General features: G+C 61.8%; 16 protein-coding genes and 1 pseudogene. 13 read left to right on the top strand and 4 right to left on the bottom strand.

Annotated features, from left to right (window positions below):
• Window position 1 precedes the first annotated feature (1 nt).
• Window positions 2-2080: a GmrSD restriction endonuclease domain-containing protein gene (locus AU197_RS15605; protein WP_064403588.1), complete on the bottom strand. Its 2079-nt coding sequence runs from the start codon at window positions 2078-2080 to the stop codon at window positions 2-4.
• Between the two features lie 165 nt (window positions 2081-2245).
• Between AU197_RS15605 and AU197_RS15600 the strand changes: the two genes are divergently transcribed.
• Genes AU197_RS15600 through AU197_RS15590 form a run of 3 tightly spaced genes read left to right on the top strand, consistent with a single transcriptional unit; the run spans window position 2246 to window position 7111 of the window.
• Window positions 2246-2881: an N-6 DNA methylase gene (locus AU197_RS15600; protein ID WP_231744955.1), complete on the top strand. Its 636-nt coding sequence runs from the start codon at window positions 2246-2248 to the stop codon at window positions 2879-2881.
• Window positions 2878-4545, top strand: a complete 1668-nt coding sequence (locus AU197_RS15595; protein ID WP_064403586.1) for an Eco57I restriction-modification methylase domain-containing protein — start codon at window positions 2878-2880, stop codon at window positions 4543-4545. Before AU197_RS15600 ends, AU197_RS15595 begins: the two co-directional genes overlap by 4 nt.
• Window positions 4538-7111 (top strand): DEAD/DEAH box helicase family protein, encoded by a 2574-nt coding sequence (locus AU197_RS15590; protein ID WP_064403585.1) that lies wholly within the window; start codon window positions 4538-4540, stop codon window positions 7109-7111. Before AU197_RS15595 ends, AU197_RS15590 begins: the two co-directional genes overlap by 8 nt.
• Before the next feature lie 231 nt (window positions 7112-7342).
• On the opposite strand, the gene AU197_RS15585 is transcribed toward AU197_RS15590, so the two are convergent.
• Window positions 7343-8152 carry a CAAX protease gene (locus tag AU197_RS15585; RefSeq protein WP_231744950.1) on the bottom strand — a complete coding sequence of 270 codons (810 nt, stop codon included), beginning with the start codon at window positions 8150-8152 and terminating at the stop codon, window positions 7343-7345.
• 208 nt (window positions 8153-8360) lie between these two features.
• Here AU197_RS15585 and AU197_RS15580 point away from each other — a divergent pair, with 208 nt between their 5' ends.
• The 10 genes and pseudogenes from AU197_RS15580 (at window position 8361) to AU197_RS15530 (ending at window position 16885) form a co-directional block, all read left to right on the top strand.
• Window positions 8361-9176, top strand: a complete 816-nt coding sequence (locus AU197_RS15580) for an RNA polymerase sigma factor (RefSeq protein WP_064403583.1) — start codon at window positions 8361-8363, stop codon at window positions 9174-9176.
• On the top strand, window positions 9173-9613 hold the full coding sequence (locus tag AU197_RS26305; RefSeq protein ID WP_156434435.1) for a hypothetical protein: 441 nt from the start codon (window positions 9173-9175) through the stop codon (window positions 9611-9613). The genes AU197_RS15580 and AU197_RS26305 overlap by 4 nt, the downstream gene beginning before the upstream one ends.
• An 85-nt stretch (window positions 9614-9698) precedes the next feature.
• Complete coding sequence (locus AU197_RS15570; protein ID WP_064403582.1) at window positions 9699-9932, top strand: type II toxin-antitoxin system Phd/YefM family antitoxin; 234 nt, start codon at window positions 9699-9701, stop codon at window positions 9930-9932.
• 19 nt (window positions 9933-9951) lie between these two features.
• Window positions 9952-10227 carry a hypothetical protein gene (locus tag AU197_RS15565; protein WP_064403581.1) on the top strand — a complete coding sequence of 92 codons (276 nt, stop codon included), beginning with the start codon at window positions 9952-9954 and terminating at the stop codon, window positions 10225-10227.
• Window positions 10228-10316: 89 nt separating this feature from the next.
• Window positions 10317-10941, top strand: a pseudogene (locus AU197_RS26835) (type IIL restriction-modification enzyme MmeI).
• 42 nt (window positions 10942-10983) lie between these two features.
• On the top strand, window positions 10984-11241 hold the full coding sequence (locus tag AU197_RS26830; RefSeq protein ID WP_353612132.1) for a type IIL restriction-modification enzyme MmeI: 258 nt from the start codon (window positions 10984-10986) through the stop codon (window positions 11239-11241).
• Between the two features lie 114 nt (window positions 11242-11355).
• Window positions 11356-13335, top strand: coding sequence for an ATP-binding protein (locus AU197_RS15545; RefSeq protein WP_064403577.1), 1980 nt, complete (start codon window positions 11356-11358; stop codon window positions 13333-13335).
• Between the two features lie 499 nt (window positions 13336-13834).
• Window positions 13835-14008, top strand: a complete 174-nt coding sequence (locus AU197_RS15540) for a hypothetical protein (protein WP_156434433.1) — start codon at window positions 13835-13837, stop codon at window positions 14006-14008.
• A gap of 36 nt (window positions 14009-14044) precedes the next feature.
• Entirely contained in the window at window positions 14045-15505 is a 1461-nt protein-coding gene (locus tag AU197_RS15535; RefSeq protein WP_156434432.1) for a hypothetical protein, read from the top strand.
• A gap of 360 nt (window positions 15506-15865) precedes the next feature.
• Window positions 15866-16885 carry an iron-containing redox enzyme family protein gene (locus tag AU197_RS15530; RefSeq protein ID WP_197415554.1) on the top strand — a complete coding sequence of 340 codons (1020 nt, stop codon included), beginning with the start codon at window positions 15866-15868 and terminating at the stop codon, window positions 16883-16885.
• Here the strand turns inward: AU197_RS15530 and AU197_RS15525 are convergent.
• On the bottom strand, window positions 16865-17068 hold the full coding sequence (locus AU197_RS15525; RefSeq protein WP_064403817.1) for a CDGSH iron-sulfur domain-containing protein: 204 nt from the start codon (window positions 17066-17068) through the stop codon (window positions 16865-16867). The two genes, AU197_RS15530 and AU197_RS15525, sit on opposite strands and share 21 nt — an antisense overlap.
• Before the next feature lie 47 nt (window positions 17069-17115).
• Window positions 17116-17811, bottom strand: coding sequence for a HemK2/MTQ2 family protein methyltransferase (locus tag AU197_RS15520; protein ID WP_064403574.1), 696 nt, complete (start codon window positions 17809-17811; stop codon window positions 17116-17118).
• Window positions 17812-17839 lie beyond the last annotated feature (28 nt).

Here is a 17839-nt window from a genome sequence, read left to right as displayed (position 1 = left end):
CCTACTTCGCTTCAGAAGGCGTGCTATCGAGCAGGGCTTCGAGCTCAGGAGGCCCGAGGCGTTGCGCTTGTGACGCCTTGTCGTTGTCATCGAATTCGATGCCCTCCCCGATCAGCATCTCCATTGGATCGCGAGTGTCGGACGGGTCATGCCACTGGAACTTGAAGCTGATGGACCCATCACCGCTGAGGACGCGGTAAGCGTTCGTTACCGCGGGGTCGTGGGCGATGTGGTTTGCGGTCGGCTGTGCCGCCGTTCCTGCGAGTTCGGCTAGGTCGCCGTAGGACGTCCAAGAGCCTGCCGGGAGCGCTGCGACGGCATCGTCGACGCGTGTCCAGTCGAACCCCGAGCGCGCCGTCACAACCCCCGGCACAGGGGCGGACCACAAGGCGATCGCAGCGTCGGCGAGCACCTGCGAACGCTTCTGAATTTCGTCGACTCCCCACTGGGAAGCGGCAGCGAGATGCTCGTTCAGCTTAAGGTCGGAATCCTGCAAAATCTCCTGCTTGCGCTCGAAAAGCTGATTCGAGAGTTTCGAGTTCCATGCCGTCAGCGTCAGATTTCCGAGAGTATGGCCGAGTCGCTCAAAGACCTCGCGCGGATCGTGGCCGGCGTCAACCAGCTGCTTCTTCCAGCCCTCACTGAGCGTCTGTGGCATGACGTGTTCGATCGAGAGCTTGGCAGAGTCGAAGTCGAGATCGACCTCGGCTCGCAGATGCGATTCCAGCCGCTGCAGAACTAACCGCTGCTGGTGCGCTCGCCCATTCGAGTAGTAGTGCACGGTGGCGATCCCGTCGCGGACACGGTCGTCGTCGGGCCACCGCTTATCCCGTGACAGCTCTCGACGCAGGGCCACGTCAATCGGCTCACCCTGGGGAAGATTGCCGATCACGGCAATGAAGAGACGGTTCAAGACGTTCGTCGGTACATCGACGACGTAGCGCCTGACGATGAACGACTCGATGGCTTCTAGGCAAGACTCAGCTTGCGCGGTGGTTGCGCGTCCGGCGTCGACCTCGGCATAGATATGCAACAGCAACGGATAAGTTGTGCTGGCGCCCCAGCCACGCAAGAAAGCCAAATGCCTCAACGCCTTCTTGCTGAGACCGAGATCAGATGCCGTGTTGTTCGGGTCTGCCGGTTGCAGGAACAGCGAGTAGTAGGCACCTCGTCGCGCGAGTCTCTTGACGTGATCTTCGAGGAAATCGAGATTCGCTGCTGACGGTTCGAGGCGACTTCGCGCCGCTCGGTACACATCGCCTTGCTTGACGAAATCCCCCGTCGACTGGAGATCATCCCGAACAAGCCCCTCCAGGCCCTCCACTCCCAGCGCCTTCTCGAGAGGACGCCAGTGCTGGGTGTAGACCGTGTTCGAGCGCGGCCCCAACGCCATGAACAGGTAATTGCGCAACAGGTCGGATTGCGTCAGTCCGACACCCGTCGCGTTTATCGACTCGAAGATCTTGTGGGGTCGCTCGCCCTCGGAAACAGTCACGAAGACGAGCGCCAACCGGTCACCGATCGTCGTCGCGAGCCGTTCTGGGACAAGTTCCCCAGCTTCGCGGAGAGCGCTGATCTTGCGCTGGAAAAATCGGTAAGCGTTCACGATCGCGCTATGTCCGGACATGTTTGCTGGATCGGTCAGTACCGTCCAGTACGGAGCAGCATCCTCATCGCCCGGTACGAGACGCGCCCACCTGGCCGAGCCCTTGGGCTCCGTGTCGTTGATTAGGTACTTCTTGTTCAGGCGGTCGAACTGCTCGGGATCGTCGAGTGCCGCAACATCGCGCAAAGCTGCGAGCGCGACCGACAATGTGGTCAGACGCTGCTGACCGTCGACGACGCGAAACTCGCGGAAATCATGTAGCGGGTCGGCGGCCTTCTCGACCGCCACGATGCTGCCGATGAAGTGCTTCGGGATCGCGCTCCCGTCCGCCAACGCGCGGTCCTGTTCGGCGATGTCTTGCCACAGATCTTCTTGCTGACCTGTCTTCCAGCGATAGTGCCGCTGGTACAGCGGCACCTGAAACTGGCGGTCCTGCGTCATCAGATCGCGGAAGGTCCCCTCCTTGGCACGCATCTAACGCAGGATAGTCAGGTGCACCGTGGATACGGCATGCGAACGCCTCCGGATCGGGACACGTTCAACGATGGCGGCGCTGCCGAGGACACATTCTCGTAGGCTCGGCGGGTGAACGTACACGGTCCAACTGCCGGAGCAGCAACTGTAACGATCCCCTTGGCAGTGGCCGAGCAGCTGGTCAAATCCAAACAACGCGTTGCTGACCATGGTGAGGTGTTCACCCCCGGGTGGATGGTGGAGGCAATGCTCGACCTTGTAAAGCACGAATCCGAGCGGATCGACTCAAGGGTGCTTGAACCCGCATGCGGCGCGGGCAACTTTCTCATCCCTATCCTCGTTCGCAAGTTCGCGTCGGTACAGTCCCGGTACGGGAAAAGCGAATTCGAGAAGCGTCACTACGCACTGTTTTCGCTGATGTGCACCTACGGCATAGAGCTGCTCGCCGACAACGCACAGGAATGCCGCAATAATCTCGCAGCTGTTTTCAGCAGCTTCTTGGGAGTCGGCAACGAAGACGACTGGGCGCGGGCCGCCGTCGTGGTTCTCGCCGCAAATATCGTCCAAGGTGACGCTCTGACTATGACCGACCTAGCGGGTGGTCCAATCACGTTCCCCGAGTGGGGCTACCTAGGTAAGGGCATGTTTCAGCGCCGGGACTTTCGTTATGACGCACTCACCCAGCGCGCCTCGTACGAAGGAACGCTCTTCGGTGAACTGGAGGAAGAAGACCTGTTCACCCCCGTTAAGACATACCCGATCATGACAGTCGACCAGATCGCCAAGCAGGCATACGAATGAGCAAGGCCGCCTTTGCTCTGCGGGGCCACAATCCAGATGTTCTGACCTGCATCGCCAACCTCTCCAACGACGAGGTATTCACCCCGCCCGAGATGGCTAACGCCATGCTGGATCTCTTGGCGAGATCCTGGGCCCAGGCAAACGCCGGCGCCGACCTCTGGGCCAACCCGAACGTAAAGTTCCTCGACCCGTTCACAAAGTCTGGAGTGTTCCTCCGCGAGATCGTCCGGCGCCTCACCGACGGTCTCGCCAACCAAATTCCAGACCTCAACGAGCGCGTCGACCACATCCTCACCAAGCAGGTCTATGCCATAGCGATCACCCGGCTGACAGGTATGCTCGCCCGCCGCAGCGTCTACTGCTCGAAATACGCCAACGGCCCGCACTCCATAGCCAAATCCTTCGACACTGAAGACGGCAATATCTGGTTCGAGCGAACCGAGCACACCTGGGCTGGCGGCACACGGGAGTTCCGAGCCGATCCACTCACCGGCGACGAAATTGTCATCTATACCAAGCGCAGGTGCACCTACTGCGGCGCCAGCGAAGAAAACTACGCACGCGGCGAGGACCTCGAAACACACGCCTACGCGTTCATTCACACCGACGACATCAAGGCTCGGATCGCCGAGATATTTGGAGAAGCAATGCAATTCGACGTCATCATCGGCAACCCCCCGTATCAGCTGAGCGATGGTGGATATGGCACGTCGGCTGCCCCGATCTACCAGATGTTCGTAACAAAGGCCCTAGGCCTAGATCCGCGGTTCGCAGTCTTCGTCACGCCTTCGCGGTGGTTCGCAGGTGGCAAAGGACTCGACGACTATCGAAAGTCGATGCTCAGTGACCACAGGCTGCGCGAGATCGTGGACTACCCCAAGCTCTACGAGGCATTCCCCGGGGTCAAGATCAGAGGCGGGGTCTCGTACTTCCTATGGGACCGCGAATACGACGGACCATGCACCGTCCAAACGATGTGGGATGGAAAACCAGTCGGCGAACCGGTCGCCCGCTACCTCGATACTTACGACGTCCTTGTCCGGCGCAATGAAGCTGTCCCGATCCTCGAGAAGGTGCGAGCGAAGAAGGAGCCGTCGCTGGAAATGCGTGTATCTAGTCGGAAGCCTTTCGGCCTCCCGACCAACTTTCACGGGAAGGCGACTCCGCGGGGCCTCAATCAGCCTGTCCAGCTGTTTGGATCGCGCAGAATCTCATGGGTAAACCGAAGCGAAATTCCTCAGAATGACGCATGGATCGACGAGTGGAAAGTTTTAATGACGGCAGTCCAAGGTACAAGCGCGGCCGTCGAAACAAAGTTCTTGTCGAAACCGATTCTCGCCGGGCCTGGAACGGCGTGCAGCGAGACATATCTCGTGGCAGGAAGATTTACCACTGAGACGGAAGCTTCCCGGTATGCGGGATACCTCCGCACCCGCTTGGTGCGCTTTCTCGTGTCCTTGCGCAAGTCGACGCAGCACGCGACGCGCGACGTGTACTCATTCGTACCGGATATCCCGCTCGACCGCGAGTGGACCGATGCGCTGCTCTACGAACGCTACGGCCTGACTCCAAAGGAGATCGCGTTCATCGAGTCCCAGGTCGCTGAGCACTCCGACTCCAACGACGGCGAGGACGTCAGCGACGCCGAGGACGCCGATGGGTAGGTCGATCGAGGAACTTCTGCCAGAGAAGCCCGCGGCCCGGCTGCGGATATATGCCTGGTCACCGAACGACCCCCCTAGCGGTTACGCCGGCCTCATCAAGGTCGGCCAGACCACCAAGCCCGACGTAAATGCGCGGATCCGCCAGTCCCAAGGACAAATGCAGCAGGCGTATACCCTCCACGTCGACGAGCTGGCCGAGCGAGACGACGGCACCGTATTTCGCGACTCGGACGTACGCCAACGGCTCGTCGAGAAGGGCTTCGAGAATCCGATCTTCGGATCTGCCCGCGAATGGATCCGCTGCACCCCGGCGGACGTGCTCACCGCAATCACGGAACTCCGCACAGGGCAGAAGCTCACAGGCACCCATCACGAAACGTTTCGGCCTCGGCCTGAACAGGAGCAAGCCGTCAAGAAAACCCACGACTATTACCAGTCGATCTGGGCCGAAGACCCGAAAGCGGTACCGCGGTTTCTGTGGAATGCCAAAATGCGGTTCGGAAAAACCTTCGCTGCATACCAGTTGGCGAAGCGCCTTGATGCCAAGCGCATCTTGGTGGTGACATTCAAGCCAGCGGTCGCCGACGCCTGGCAAACCGACCTCGAATCCCATGCAGATTTCGACGGCTGGCAGTACTTCTCCGCTGATCGCAGCGGTGAACCGTCATCAGCCGACCCCGCAAAACCCCTGGTCTACTTCGGCTCTTTCCAGGACCTGCTCGGTCGCGATCGCCAGACCGGTCTTATCAAGCCCAAGAACGAATGGGTGCACACCGCCAACTGGGACCTGGTGATATTCGACGAATACCACTTCGGCGCCTGGCGAGACAACGCAAAAGAACTGTTCGAAGGGGAAGACGAGAACGTCAAGAAAAAGGAGCTCGCCGCGGAGTACAACGACAGCCTCGACTCATTCGAAGAAGAACTCGACGAACTCGGCAATGACGAGGATGCATTCCTCCCAATCACGACCCGCGCCTACCTGTATCTGTCCGGCACACCGTTCAAGGCGCTGGCGACCGGCGAATTCATAGAAGAACAGATCTTCAACTGGACCTATACCGACGAGCAACGCGCCAAAGCAGAGTTCAGTCGGGACCATCCGGACCGGTGGAACCCTTACGGCGCTCTTCCTGAGATGCGTCTCCTCACTTACCAAATGCCGGACGAATTGATCGCGGTAGCACGCCAGGGCGAGTTCGATGAGTTCGACCTCAACGCCTTCTTCGACGCCACCGGGTCCGGTGAGGATGCGCACTTCACTCATAAGACGGACGTCCAAAAGTGGCTGGACATCATCCGCAGCGGGCACCTGCCCACGCAAGTAGGCGCTTTGAAGGCCAGCACTCGGCCGCCCTTCCCTTACTCCGACGCGCGCCTGCTCCCCTACATGCAGCATTCGTTCTGGTTTCTACCCAACGTCGCCGCGTGTGACGCGATGGCAAATCTTCTCGCGGAGCCACAGAACGTGTTTTGGCATGAGTATCAGGTTCTTAGGGTGGCGGGACCGCACGCGGGTATCGGGCTGAATGCACTGCCACCAGTGCGTGATGCTATCCGTGATGGCCACGACACCAAGACCATCACCCTGTCATGCGGCAAGCTCACCACAGGCGTCACCGTCAAACAGTGGGCATCGATCCTCATGCTGCGCAATCTCAACTCCCCCGAGACGTACTTCCAGGCAGCGTTCCGGGTCCAATCACCCTGGTCCATCAAGAATCCCGACGGTGATGACCCCAACGCCGAGGTCGTATTGAAGCCCGTTTGCTTCGTTTTCGACTTTGCGCCCACCCGCGCCCTGCGGCAGATCGCCGACTACGGCGCAGGCCTGTCACCAGAGACACCGAATCCTGAGCACGCGGTAGAGGAGTTGGTGAGCTTCCTACCCGTGCTCGCGTATGACGGGTCGAATATGACCCAAGTCGACGCCGGCGGCATCCTCGATATCGCGATGGCTGGTACCTCCGCTACCCTGCTCGCGCGCAAGTGGGAATCGGCGATCCTCGTGAACGTCGACAACGACACTCTGCGTCGCATTATGAACAGCGAGGCCGCAATGGCGGCGGTAATGAACATCGAGGGTTTCCGCGCGCTCGGGAGCGCCATCTTCGAGACGGTCGTCAATAAGAGCGAGGCGGTCAAGCAGACAAAGAAGGAGAAGGGCGAGAATCTCTCAAAGGCAGAGAAGACGGAACTTTCCGCTGAGGAGAAAGAGTACAAGTCTAAGCGGAAGCAGATCCAGGAGAAGCTGATCAAGTTCGCCACTCGCATACCGGCGTTTATGTATCTCACCGACTTCCGCGAGAACACACTTCAGGATGTCATCACCAAGCTCGAACCTGATCTGTTCAAGGCAGTTACAGGGCTAAGCGTCGCGGATTTCCACCTACTGGTGAATCTCGGCGTCTTCAACGCGACCCATATGAACCAGGCGGTATTCGCTTTCCGCCGCTACGAAGACTCGTCGCTTTCGTACACCGGGATTGAGTCCCACAAAGGGCTATCCCACTATGGTCTTTACGACACGGTAGTCGCGGCCGATCAGGTCGCAGGGACGGCTTAGTCGCCTCGATCGACTCTGCCGCAACGTTTCCTGATTGAGAGTCCACCGCCGACAGTTAGCGCCCGCTTTCTGCACAACAGCGAAACACCTCATATCTCGACGACCAGTCCGGTGCGCGATGCGTCTTTGCACCTCGCGTCAGGCGCCAGCAAGAAGTCCGAGCGTCCCCTTGCTGCGCGAGTGCAGAAAGTCGCGGACTCGCTGTACTCCCCTCGCCCGCCATGCGTCACGTCAAGGACGAGAGTGGAGCAGCGCGTCGACGGTGCTGGTCTGTCGGATGTAGCGCCCAAGATCGGCTGAGACGTAACCGGCGTAGCGGCGCATTCGGCGGATCAGGTTGTTGACGTCCGAGACACGGACGGGCTCGTGGTGAGCTACCCGGTTGCGTGCCTTGCGCATGTCATCGAGGCCGTTGTGGATTTTGCGCCGCTGCGAACCGGCCGGGTAGAGGGCTTCCAAGTGCGGGGTCCAGAGGAGCGTCGTGTGCCGCGAGCTGGTCAGCAAGACCCAGAACCCGAAGGTCAGCTCGGCAAGGATTTTTCCGGGAGGGGCGGACGGGCCGCCGGCCTTGGTGCGTGCGGAGGCCAGGTCGGCGTGGGTGCGGGCGTCGTTGCCCGTTACCGCCGGGAATAGCGCGGTGAACGAAGCTGGGTCGGTCCAATGGGCTTCGCCTGGCTGGACGGCGTTCATGAGCGCCCGGTCGTAGAAGTTGCGGAGGCCAACTTCGAGGTGGGCGAAGTCGTGCAGCAGTCCGGCATTGAGCTGCGTGTTCCATTCGTGCAGGTCGAGAGCACGGGTGCGGTCCCCACCGGCCAGGAGCATGTACGTGTGGAATCGCTGCGGGCTCAACCATTGTTCAACCCAGGGCCCGGTGCCGTCACCGTTGAGTTCTATCAGGGCTCCACGTACGATTGAGTGCATATAGGCCGGTGTGACGTGTAGCGCGTGCCCGGTTAAAGCCAGGAAGAGCCCGGTATTCGGTCCTTGCGACCGACCCGGGCTCTTTGCTTTGAACAGCGCTGTCTGCGGCTGAAAGGCCACCTTCGGTCTCGTGGTCCGGGCCCTCAGGGCCCTCCTCCATGCGGAGACTTGTCGGTTCGACCTGGGACAATGGTCGCAGCACGGCCCGCGACCGCTTGCCTGGAAAAACTTTTTCCAGGTTTCAGGGGTAGGCGGTACGCGCGGACTTAAGAGGAAGCGACAACCGTAGGGATCGGTTGTCTCTTTCTCGCCTCCTGGAGATGTAGCCATGGATCGACCGGCACGCCGCCCCGGCCCGCCCGTTGATGCCGCGCGCTTACAACCGGACAACCAGGGCGACCTCCAGGACGTCGACGAAGGCTTGGTTGGTGCCTGGCTCGACGACCCTGATCTGGCCGCCGAACTCGCTGACGAACTGGAACGGCTCCGGCGTCTTCAAGCCGATGAGGAGCTGCTGCTGGCGCTGCAGTTGGAGCAGTTCACCGGACGGCTGTGGGAACGGTTCTCCCGCGAGCTGACCCGCTACGGCCTCGGTGTGCTGCGGGCCTGGATCCGACACGGCACCATCTACGGCAAGGCCAAGGCGCTGACCGGGTACGGTCTGGGCCGCATCGAGGGCTGGCCCGACGACCAGACCATCGACGACATCGCCACCGACACCGTGGTCGCCGCGCTGATCTACTTCCGCGACAAGGTGCTCATGACCCACCGCTGGCAGTCCTCGGGAGGTGCGTCGCTGGGCACCTTCTTCATCGGCCAGTGCCTCTATCAGTTCGCCAACATCTACCGCAGCGCACTGCGGGCCGAGAAAGAGCGCGTCCAGGAGGCCACCACGCCGATGGCCGAGCTGCCCGAGGACCGGTTCGACATTATCAAGGGCATCGAGGAGACCATCGTCGCCAACGACTCGGTTGCCGAGGCGATGGCGCTGCTGAGCACCGACCGGGCGCGGCGCGCGCTGTTCATGCAGGAGCACGGCTTTACCCAGCACGAGATCGCCGAGGAGATGGGCCTGCCCGACGCCAAGAGCGTGGAAAACCTCATCGGCTATCAACTCCGCCAACTCCGAAAGAGGACGTCGTGACCACCATCAAGCACCTCACTGCACTCATCAACGCCAGCTCGTTGGGCACCCGCGGCGCGCGGGCAGCACGCAAGTCGGTGACCGCCGCCGAAGGCGACGCACTGGCCCGGCGTGCCGCCGAGGGCGGCCTTAGGCACGACGACTCCGAGAAATTCAGGGGTCGAGCCGATCAGCGCACTTATAGACCGGTATCCGGCTCAACACCGGGCCGGACAACACGAAAGGACAAAACAATGGCCAAGGGACATCACCGCAGCGCGGCCACCGGTCGCTACGTCAAGGCGTCCACCGCGGCGCGCAACCCCAAGACCACGGTCACCGAACGGGGCGCCAACCGCAGCAGTGGAACCCATCACCGCAGTGCCGTCACCGGCAAGTTCGTGAAGGGCTCCACGGCCGCACGTCACCCCAACACCACGGTCACCGAACGCGGTTGAGCATCAACCGGATTCGGCGGTGTCCCCTCGGCTCGACCGACGGGCCGAGGGGACACCAGACCGATCACTTTTGAAAGGCAATCCCATGATCCGTACCACCGTTGAAGCCCTCGGCGGCGCGCAAGCCGTCCCCAGTGAGCTGATTCCTGCCCGCGAGCTTCATCAGCACCTGATCGATCTGGTGGCCACCGGCACCGACAACGTCGTCCTGGCCGACACTGCCGGCAAGCCCGCGGCCGTCGTCATGTCCATCCAGCACTATCAGCAGCTGCTCGACGAGCTGAACACCCTGCGCCGCAACAACTCCTACAACACCTGATGACGGGGAGGGGCATCGCGTGCTGACTGACGACGACGTGCAAGCTCTCGACCGACGCGCGCGCAAGGTGGGAGGCGACATCGGCTGGGATCTGCAGTTCGTCGTCGCGCCCAACTCGGAGTACGTCGGACTCGCGGCCGGCGGAGGCGCTGATCAAGCTGAGCAGATCATCGTCCTCGGCCCCAGCCGCATCACCGATCTCGCCGTCCACGAGATAGACCTCACGCTCGACTCGCTCCAGCGCGGCGACCGGCACATCATCCTCGACGAAGACGGCGACCCTCGGCTGATCTGAACACGTAGCACCGCAGGGGGTTTCCTTCACCATACCGCGCCCGCGCTACCTCCAGAGAGCAGCGAGTAGGCGTTCAGAGACCGCCTGCAGTGTGGCGAAAGCGGCGGCCAACATTTTCGGCTCATTTGTCCCACGGCCGGACTGATCACGTAGGAGCTGCAGAGGCCGCGGTTGTAGTAGCTCAGGGCAATGGGCGCCAGGCCCGCCGTGTATATGGGAATAAGCCAACTGACGGCGGCAATTTGGTGGTCGTCCCCGGCGAGCACGACGACGTCGCGAGCGATCCGATCGCGGCTCGCTACCTCCGTCAGTTCGTCGGTGTACGCGAGCTCATCCATGACCTGTCGCGCTGGTGCCTGTGGCTGGTGGGAGCTTCAGCGGCAGACATCAAGGCGAGCCCTGTGCTGCGCGATCGGGTAGCAGCTGTCAAGGAAATGCGAGGCGAGCTCGAAGGCCGCAACGGTGAAGAAGGCCGCAACACCGCACCTGTTCGACGAGCGCCGCCACCCGGACGTCGACTATCTCGCGATCCCACGGCACGTCGGAGAGCAGCGGCGGTACTTCACTGCCCGCCGACTCACCCCCGCCACCATCTGCAGTGACGCGAACTTTCTGGCTGCCGACCCTGATGGCTTCGTCCTCGGTGTGTTGTCGTCCTCAATGTTCATTGCGTGGATGCGTGCCATCGGCGGACGTATCAAGTCGGATCTGTGATTTTCAAACACATTCGTATACAACACATTTCCGTTTCCAGCTATCACCGCGGAACAGCGGCAGAGCGTCACAGACGCCTCGGCGCAGATCATCGCCAACCGCGAGAACCACCCCGGCATGTCACTGGCTGACCCGTACAACCCCGACCGGACACCAGCTGATGTCTGCGCTGCGCACGAGGCGCTGGACAAGGTGATCGACGCGGTTTTCGGGGTCGGTGGCCCAGTTGATGAAACCGCCCGACAGCAGCTTCTGTTCAAGCGATACGCAGCGATGACCGCCAAGGCGAACAAAGGCTGAGGACTCGATGTCGGGGGTCAGGTCGTCCCGCCGCCGTGGTGGAGGAGGGACGGCACGGCTGGGGTTGAAGCCGAAGGCCGCGTCGCTGTCGGTCGCCCGTGGAACGATGCATCCATGACCACGGTCAAGGTCCAAGCGGGCCAGTCCATCCTGGAGGGCTATGTCAAGAAGCCGTCCACCGGGCTGACCGAACTCATCTGGAATGCCTTCGACGAAGACGCGCACCACGTCACGGTGACCTGCGAGTACAACGACTTGGGCGGGATCGAACAAATCCTCGTCACAGATGACGGTAACGGCATGAACCGCGAGCGAGCAGAGCACGCGTTCTCGCGTGTCGGCGACAGTTGGAAGCTGATGCCGGGCACTCGAAGCAGCAGCGGTCAACGAGTGGTCCACGGCCGGCATGGGCGGGGCCGTTACGCCGCATTCGCGCTGGGGAACCTGGTTCGCTGGGTCTCCATATCCGAGCGCGTGGAGGGCGGACTCGGGGTCGTCCAGGTGACTGGCAACCGATCGTCCCTCGACACCTTCGACATTGAGGCGATCGATGTGGACCCCGACGTCGTCACCGAGTCTGGGACCGTCGTCACCGTCTACCAGCTCGGACCGGCGGCGGTGTCGAGCTTTGACGCCCCGGACGACCTGCGACACGCAATTCTGACCGAGTTCGCGCTTCACCTCGAGCGATACAAGGACTTCCAGATCCGCTTCCTCGGCGAGGACGTCGACGCAGCGTCAGTTGAGGTGCATCGCAAGGCCATCGCGCTGATTGACCCTGAGGGCTGGGAAGGCGAAGCCACCCTCACAGTGATCGAGTGGAACCTGCAGAACGTGCGGCGGTCGATATTCCTCTGCGACGCAGATGCTCGCGTCCTCGACGAGGTGGAGGCACGAATCCAGGCACCTGGCTCCGAGTTCACCGCTTATCTCACGTGGGATGGCTTCGTCAGCGGCGACCCGGTCGGCCTGGAAGACGACACCGACACACCACGAGGTCGCCTAATAGCAGCGGCGCGGGACGCGCTGCGCGACCACCTCGCGGAGAGACAGCGGCTCCGCGAGGCCGCCACGATCCAACGTTGGCGCGAAGAGGGTGTGTGGCCCTACAAGAAGGAGCCCAAGACTCCTGTCGAGGTGGCAACCCGGGACACGTTCAAGGTCGTAGCCCTGGCCGCGTCACGGACGCTCGACGAAAGCAAGAGCGGGCAGTCGAAGGCAATGGCACTACGGCTGCTCAAGGAGACATTCGAAACCGATCCCGAGGCCCTTTTGCCCATCCTGTCCGATCTGGCTCGGCTGCCGAAGTCGCGTGTCGATGAACTCGCGCGACTGCTGAAACACACCACCCTCACGCAGCTGATTCAGACCGGCCGCGCCATCGGCACCCGCATGGAATTCCTCAGCGGGCTCAACACGATCCTTTTCGACCGCCAGATCAAGCGACGTCTGCTGGAGCGGCGACAGCTACACCGCATTCTCGCGCACGAAACCTGGATCTTCGGGGAAGAATGGAGTCTGACCGGAGACGACGAACGCCTCACCAAGGTTTTGAAGAAGTTCCTCAAGAAGCTGGGAACGGACGTCGAACTGGCCGACCTCAAGGAGGTGCGGTTAGAAGACGGCTCCGATGCGATACCGGACCTGGTACTCGGGCGACGGCTGCAGACCAACGCCGACTCGTTTGAGCATCTGGTTGTCGAACTGAAACGCCCCAAGCACAAGCTCGATGACGACGACGTGAGCCAGCTGCGTTCCTACGCCAGCGCCATCGTGAACGACGAGGCGTTCGCGCAACCCAACGTTAAGTGGGATTTCTGGCTTGTCGGCAATGAGACGACCCGCACCGTCGACGAACAGCGGCGGCAACCGCATCTGCCGTTCGGTGTCGTGCAGGAGAGCCCGTACAGGATCGTCGTCAAGCAGTGGAGCGAGCTGATCTCCGACGCCGAGCACCGACTCAAGTTCGTGCAGAACTCGCTGGAGTACGAGACGTCCCACGATTCTGGCCTGGCGTACCTCCGGGAAAAGTATTCACAGTTCCTGCCCGCGGAGGCCACTGAACCCGCCAACCAAGCGGTTCAATCGGCTTAATGCCTCGCGCAAGAAAGCGTCGAACTCGAGGTCACCTCCGACGACGACGGGATCACTGTGCACGTCTACCTAGCGGGGGACCTCGTCGGGCGGCGCCAGCTCTCACCGGCCATCTACAACGATCTCGTCAAACGACGGATTCTGATGTGTCGTCGGACTCCTTCGACAACGACGGGACTACACCATTGCGTCGGTTAACTGACCGCCGCGAACTCCTCTTGCCTGGCCTTCAGGTGGCGTCGGGCGCGGCATGGGCGCGTTGAAAAGACCCGGTCGGGGGATTATGACCGCGCCACTGACCCGGCTCCACCGGCCGGGACTCCCGATGATGACGACGGATCCCGTCGATTAGCTGTCGGAGCTCCCGGGTAACCTGGACAAAGATGCAGGTCAGCGGCGCGCCTAGCCGTCGATTTGCGCAGGGTTGCTATCGTTCTCTACGGCCGCAATCCAGGCGAAGCCCACTGGAAGATGAGGACAAGTGCCTACGATGGCTGATATGCCCACCTCCGACACCTGGACAACCGACAATATTTTGCCCGACACAAAGGTCCACCGTTACGGCTTGGAGCTTGATCGGGCGTCGTTTGATCGCCTCGGAGAGGCGCTCGACCGCATTAGCGATGCGGAGAGGTCGGCAGAGGTTGCCGCCTCTGCACTACGCGTCTTCTGATTCTGAAGCTAGGTCGTCTGCGTAAGCTGCCTTTTCGTGTCGTTTCATCAGTGGACCGAGAATCCACCTGAGTTCACAGTCACATACGATGTGACGGCGCCGGGCGGTTGGCAACGATTCTTCGCTCGCTACGTTGGGCCAACGGGTAATTCAGCACTGCTCCGTATTGTCGAAATCGCAATTCAACACGGAGTGAAGTCCATTCTGGTGGAGACGCGATATATCGACGCTGACTGGCGCAGCGAGCACGCCAGGTTTTACTCGACGACGTATGTGAGGTACCCGTCCGTCGCTCACCGAGCGCATTTTTTCACGCAGCGACTGCCTACGGACCTTAGCGATCTCTCCGGATTGGGAGATGCGTACAAGGGCTACTCCGTGCTACGCCCGCTCAAGTCATCCCCTGTCGGCCGGACCATGATCGAGCCGCCGCCCGAACTTGCGACCGGGACAAGGTGTGAGGCCATCGAGCGTGTGGATGTCCTGGGCTGGCCAATGATGGTCCGCGGAATGCCATTCATCAGCCAAGACGCGCAGTACCTGCGGTGCGCGCACGCTGATATGTGGATGGTATTTCGGCATGCGTTCCTACGCCATCAACTAGGTCGGAAGCTCCCGGCTGAGGTGCATGACGCCACTATGGGCGGGGTGGTCGCGAACCGCCAGGTGCCCTCTGAGGGACTGACCCATTCTCAGATGATGGCCGGGATGTCGACGTTGGGCCTATCACCTGCGACCCTTCCCTTGCCCAAGACTCCTGCAGATAACGTGGCGGCGGGAAATGACTTGGGTCTGTTCAATGTTTTGTGCCGGTACATAAATAGCAACATCACACCCATGGTCTATTCGGCCAACCATATTTGGTTGATAGTCGCATATACACGCCAGCCATCGGCCGCTCACTCAAAGTTGACGTTGTATCGCCATGACGACGCGAGAGGGCCATATATTCGCGTCGAAGACCCTTGGAATGAGCCAGAGCAGGACCATACCCCTTGGAATCAAGTGATATTGCCGCTGCCGCCGAAGATCTATATGACTGCCGAGCGAGCAGAAGCAATTGGTCGCTGGTGGTATAGCGAATGGATCGCGGCGGCGGATCCGACCAATCCGCTTCGCAAGGCGCACGACGATGGTGATTTCACTGTCCGAACGTACGGAATAGATTCCAGCGAATTCAAGTTTGCCTTGTGCTCAAGGTCCGGATTCGATTTGGAGGTCGCGCGGCAGTATCGGCTAGCACCGTGGCCCAGGAACCTGTGGGTTGTGGAGGCCGTCGATCGCAAGCTTCGTGGTACAGACGGCGGCAGCGTCCTCGGTGAGGTGATCATCGATCCGACCGCGAACCACTATCCATCGAAAGTCGACCCTGGGATCCTGGCTGCTCACGTGCCCGGCTACTGGATGCTCACCTCGAGCGATGACGACTCACAGTTCAACGGCCCGTGCGGCGAAGACCGGTACGAAACCGGCCGGCCAGACTACAGCCGGAGATGAGGGTCCCCTCCTGAGGACGAAGTAGTACTGGCTGTTCGGACCTTGTAGATCACGAAGCGTTCGAGGCCCGCGGCATTGGATTGTTTCCTTGTCTCTGACCGCAGTCCGCAGTCAGTCCGCAGAAAGTTCAGCACCTCCCTGTGACAACCAACGGTGCCAACACTCTGACGTGCGGAAATTTCACTGATTCAACAGTGCCAGCTCACTCAAACGCGCTGGTGTCGTGGTTCGGGACGAAGAGGTCGTGGGTTCGAATCCCGCCACCCCGACAGTGAGAGGCATCGGTTCAGAGTCGCTGTGAGCCGAATGACTCACCCGAACATGCGTTTGACCGGTGCATTTGAGGGTATTGAGAAGGGCGTGACTTTACCGTCGACGCTAGTCGAACCTGCCCTGCCGAAGGCCGTCGGACCGCTGTCTGCAGCCGTCATCGAGCTCCTGCAACGCGGCCGTCCGTCGTTGCCTCTGCGTCCGGTCGATGTGCCGATGTTCGACGCCGACCCGTACGGCCTCGACCTTCAGCTCGCGCTCTACATCTGCTACGAGTTGCACTACCGCGGCTTCGCCGGCGTGAGCCCCCGCTGGGAGTGGAACCCGGCCCTGCTGCACCTGCGCGGGCGGTTCGAGGAGGCGTTTCTCGACGCCGTACGCCAGGACGTCGGGGAGATCGCCGAAGGTGAGACCGCCGAGGCCGAAATGGACAAGCTGTCGATCGAACCGGTCGACGGTGAGGGTCCGTCATACTTCCTGCGCGACAAGGGCACCTGGGAGCAGATGCTCGAATACCTCGTGCACCGCTCGGTGTACCACCTCAAAGAGGGCGACCCGCACGCGTGGACCATCCCTCGGCTCTCCGGACACTCCAAGGCCGCGTTCGTCGCGGTCGAGTTCGACGAGTTCGGCGGCGGCCGTGGCGAACACGTGCACCAGCACCTCTACGCGGAGTTGATGGATGCGGCGGGCCTCGACTCGTCCTATCTCGGCTACCTCGACAGCGTTTGCGCCGACGCGCTGGCGTCGGTGAACCTGATGTCACTGTTCGGGTTGCACCGCGAGCTGCGCGGCGCGTCGATCGGACATTTCGCGTCGACGGAGATCACGTCATCGCCCGGCTCGCGGCGGCTGGTGGAAGCGTTGCGCCGCATGGGCGCTCCCGACGCCTGCGTCGCGTTCTACCACGAGCATGTGGTGGCCGATGCCGTGCACGAGCAGGTGGTCCGGACCGACGTCGTCGGCGACCTGGTCGCTCGGGAGCCGCAGCTGGACCGCGACGTCGTGTTCGGGATGCGGGCGCTGGACGTGGTCGAGGGACGCCTGGCCGCGCACCTGATGAACTGCTGGACCGAGAACCGTTCGTCGCTACGCCGGCCGCTGAGCTGACGCCGCCTTGTCCGCAGGCGCGTCACGCTTGACCGAGGAGTCGACGCGCTTGCGGCACCGGTGACTGGTGTCGCACATCGGATAGTCCTTGCTGCGCCGGCAGGTGCACACCGCAACCATGAAGCGGTCCGATTCCACGACCCGCCCGTCGGGCATCTCGATACGCACCGGCCCCTGCACCATCAGCGGGCCGTTCGGCACCACTCGCACGGTGCGGGGTTCGCCGTCACTCACGGCTTGTCCGCCCGGATCACCAGCAGTTCCTCTTCGCGACGGCCCGGTTCGAGCCGACCGCACTCCTCGAGCCACGAAGCCCTCGACGACAGCACCGGCCCGAAGGGGATCCATTGCCGTGCAACGATTTCCGCGTCAAGACCAGCGCTGGCGAGCGCACCGAGCGTCTGTCGCGGACCGGCGAACTCCGACTGCACCAGCAGCAGGCTGCCTCCGTGGTCGAGAAGGTCGGGCGCCGCGGCACACAGCGGGTCGAGCACGAGCCTGCCGTCGCATCCGGCATCCCACGCCCGAGGCGGGCCCACGTACGTCGGCAGCGGGTCACATTCGGCGCTCGGATCGTGCGGCACATAGGGCGGATTGCAGACGATCAGATCGAACGGGCCGAATTCGACTGCCCGCGCCCATGATCCGAGGTGCACATCGACATCGACCCCGGATGCCAACGCGTTTGCCCGCGCACAGCGCACCGCGCGCTGACAGATGTCGAACGCGGTCACCGATGCGGCGCCCTGTTCGGCGGCCCCGATCGCGACGACACCGCTTCCGGTGCACAAGTCGACCACGTGCCGGCCGCGCGCCAGCGCCATTCGGTCCATGACCTCGATGAGCAGTTGCGAATCTTCCTGCGGCGCGTAGACGCCCTCATCCGCGATCAGGGGGCCACGGACGTCGGTGTATGCGGTTGTCACAACGGCCTTTCGACAGGTTCCTCTGCTG

It is taken from the genome of Mycobacterium sp. IS-1590 (assembly GCF_001500025.1).
Taxonomy (GTDB): Bacteria; Actinomycetota; Actinomycetes; order Mycobacteriales; family Mycobacteriaceae; genus Mycobacterium.
The sequence above is the reverse complement of the archived record's forward strand: the minus strand, read 5'-3'. Positions and strand labels throughout refer to the sequence as shown.

Coding starts and splice junctions, on each gene's coding strand:
- AU197_RS15590 (WP_064403585.1), top strand. CDS start 4,538: ATGGGTAGGTCGATCGAGGAACTTCTGCCAGAGAAGCCCGCGGCCCGG.
- AU197_RS15605 (WP_064403588.1), bottom strand. CDS start 2,080: ATGCGTGCCAAGGAGGGGACCTTCCGCGATCTGATGACGCAGGACCGC.
- AU197_RS15570 (WP_064403582.1), top strand. CDS start 9,699: ATGATCCGTACCACCGTTGAAGCCCTCGGCGGCGCGCAAGCCGTCCCC.
- AU197_RS15540 (WP_156434433.1), top strand. CDS start 13,835: ATGCCCACCTCCGACACCTGGACAACCGACAATATTTTGCCCGACACA.
- AU197_RS15525 (WP_064403817.1), bottom strand. CDS start 17,068: ATGGTGCAGGGGCCGGTGCGTATCGAGATGCCCGACGGGCGGGTCGTG.
- AU197_RS15595 (WP_064403586.1), top strand. CDS start 2,878: ATGAGCAAGGCCGCCTTTGCTCTGCGGGGCCACAATCCAGATGTTCTG.
- AU197_RS15545 (WP_064403577.1), top strand. CDS start 11,356: ATGACCACGGTCAAGGTCCAAGCGGGCCAGTCCATCCTGGAGGGCTAT.
- AU197_RS15580 (WP_064403583.1), top strand. CDS start 8,361: ATGGATCGACCGGCACGCCGCCCCGGCCCGCCCGTTGATGCCGCGCGC.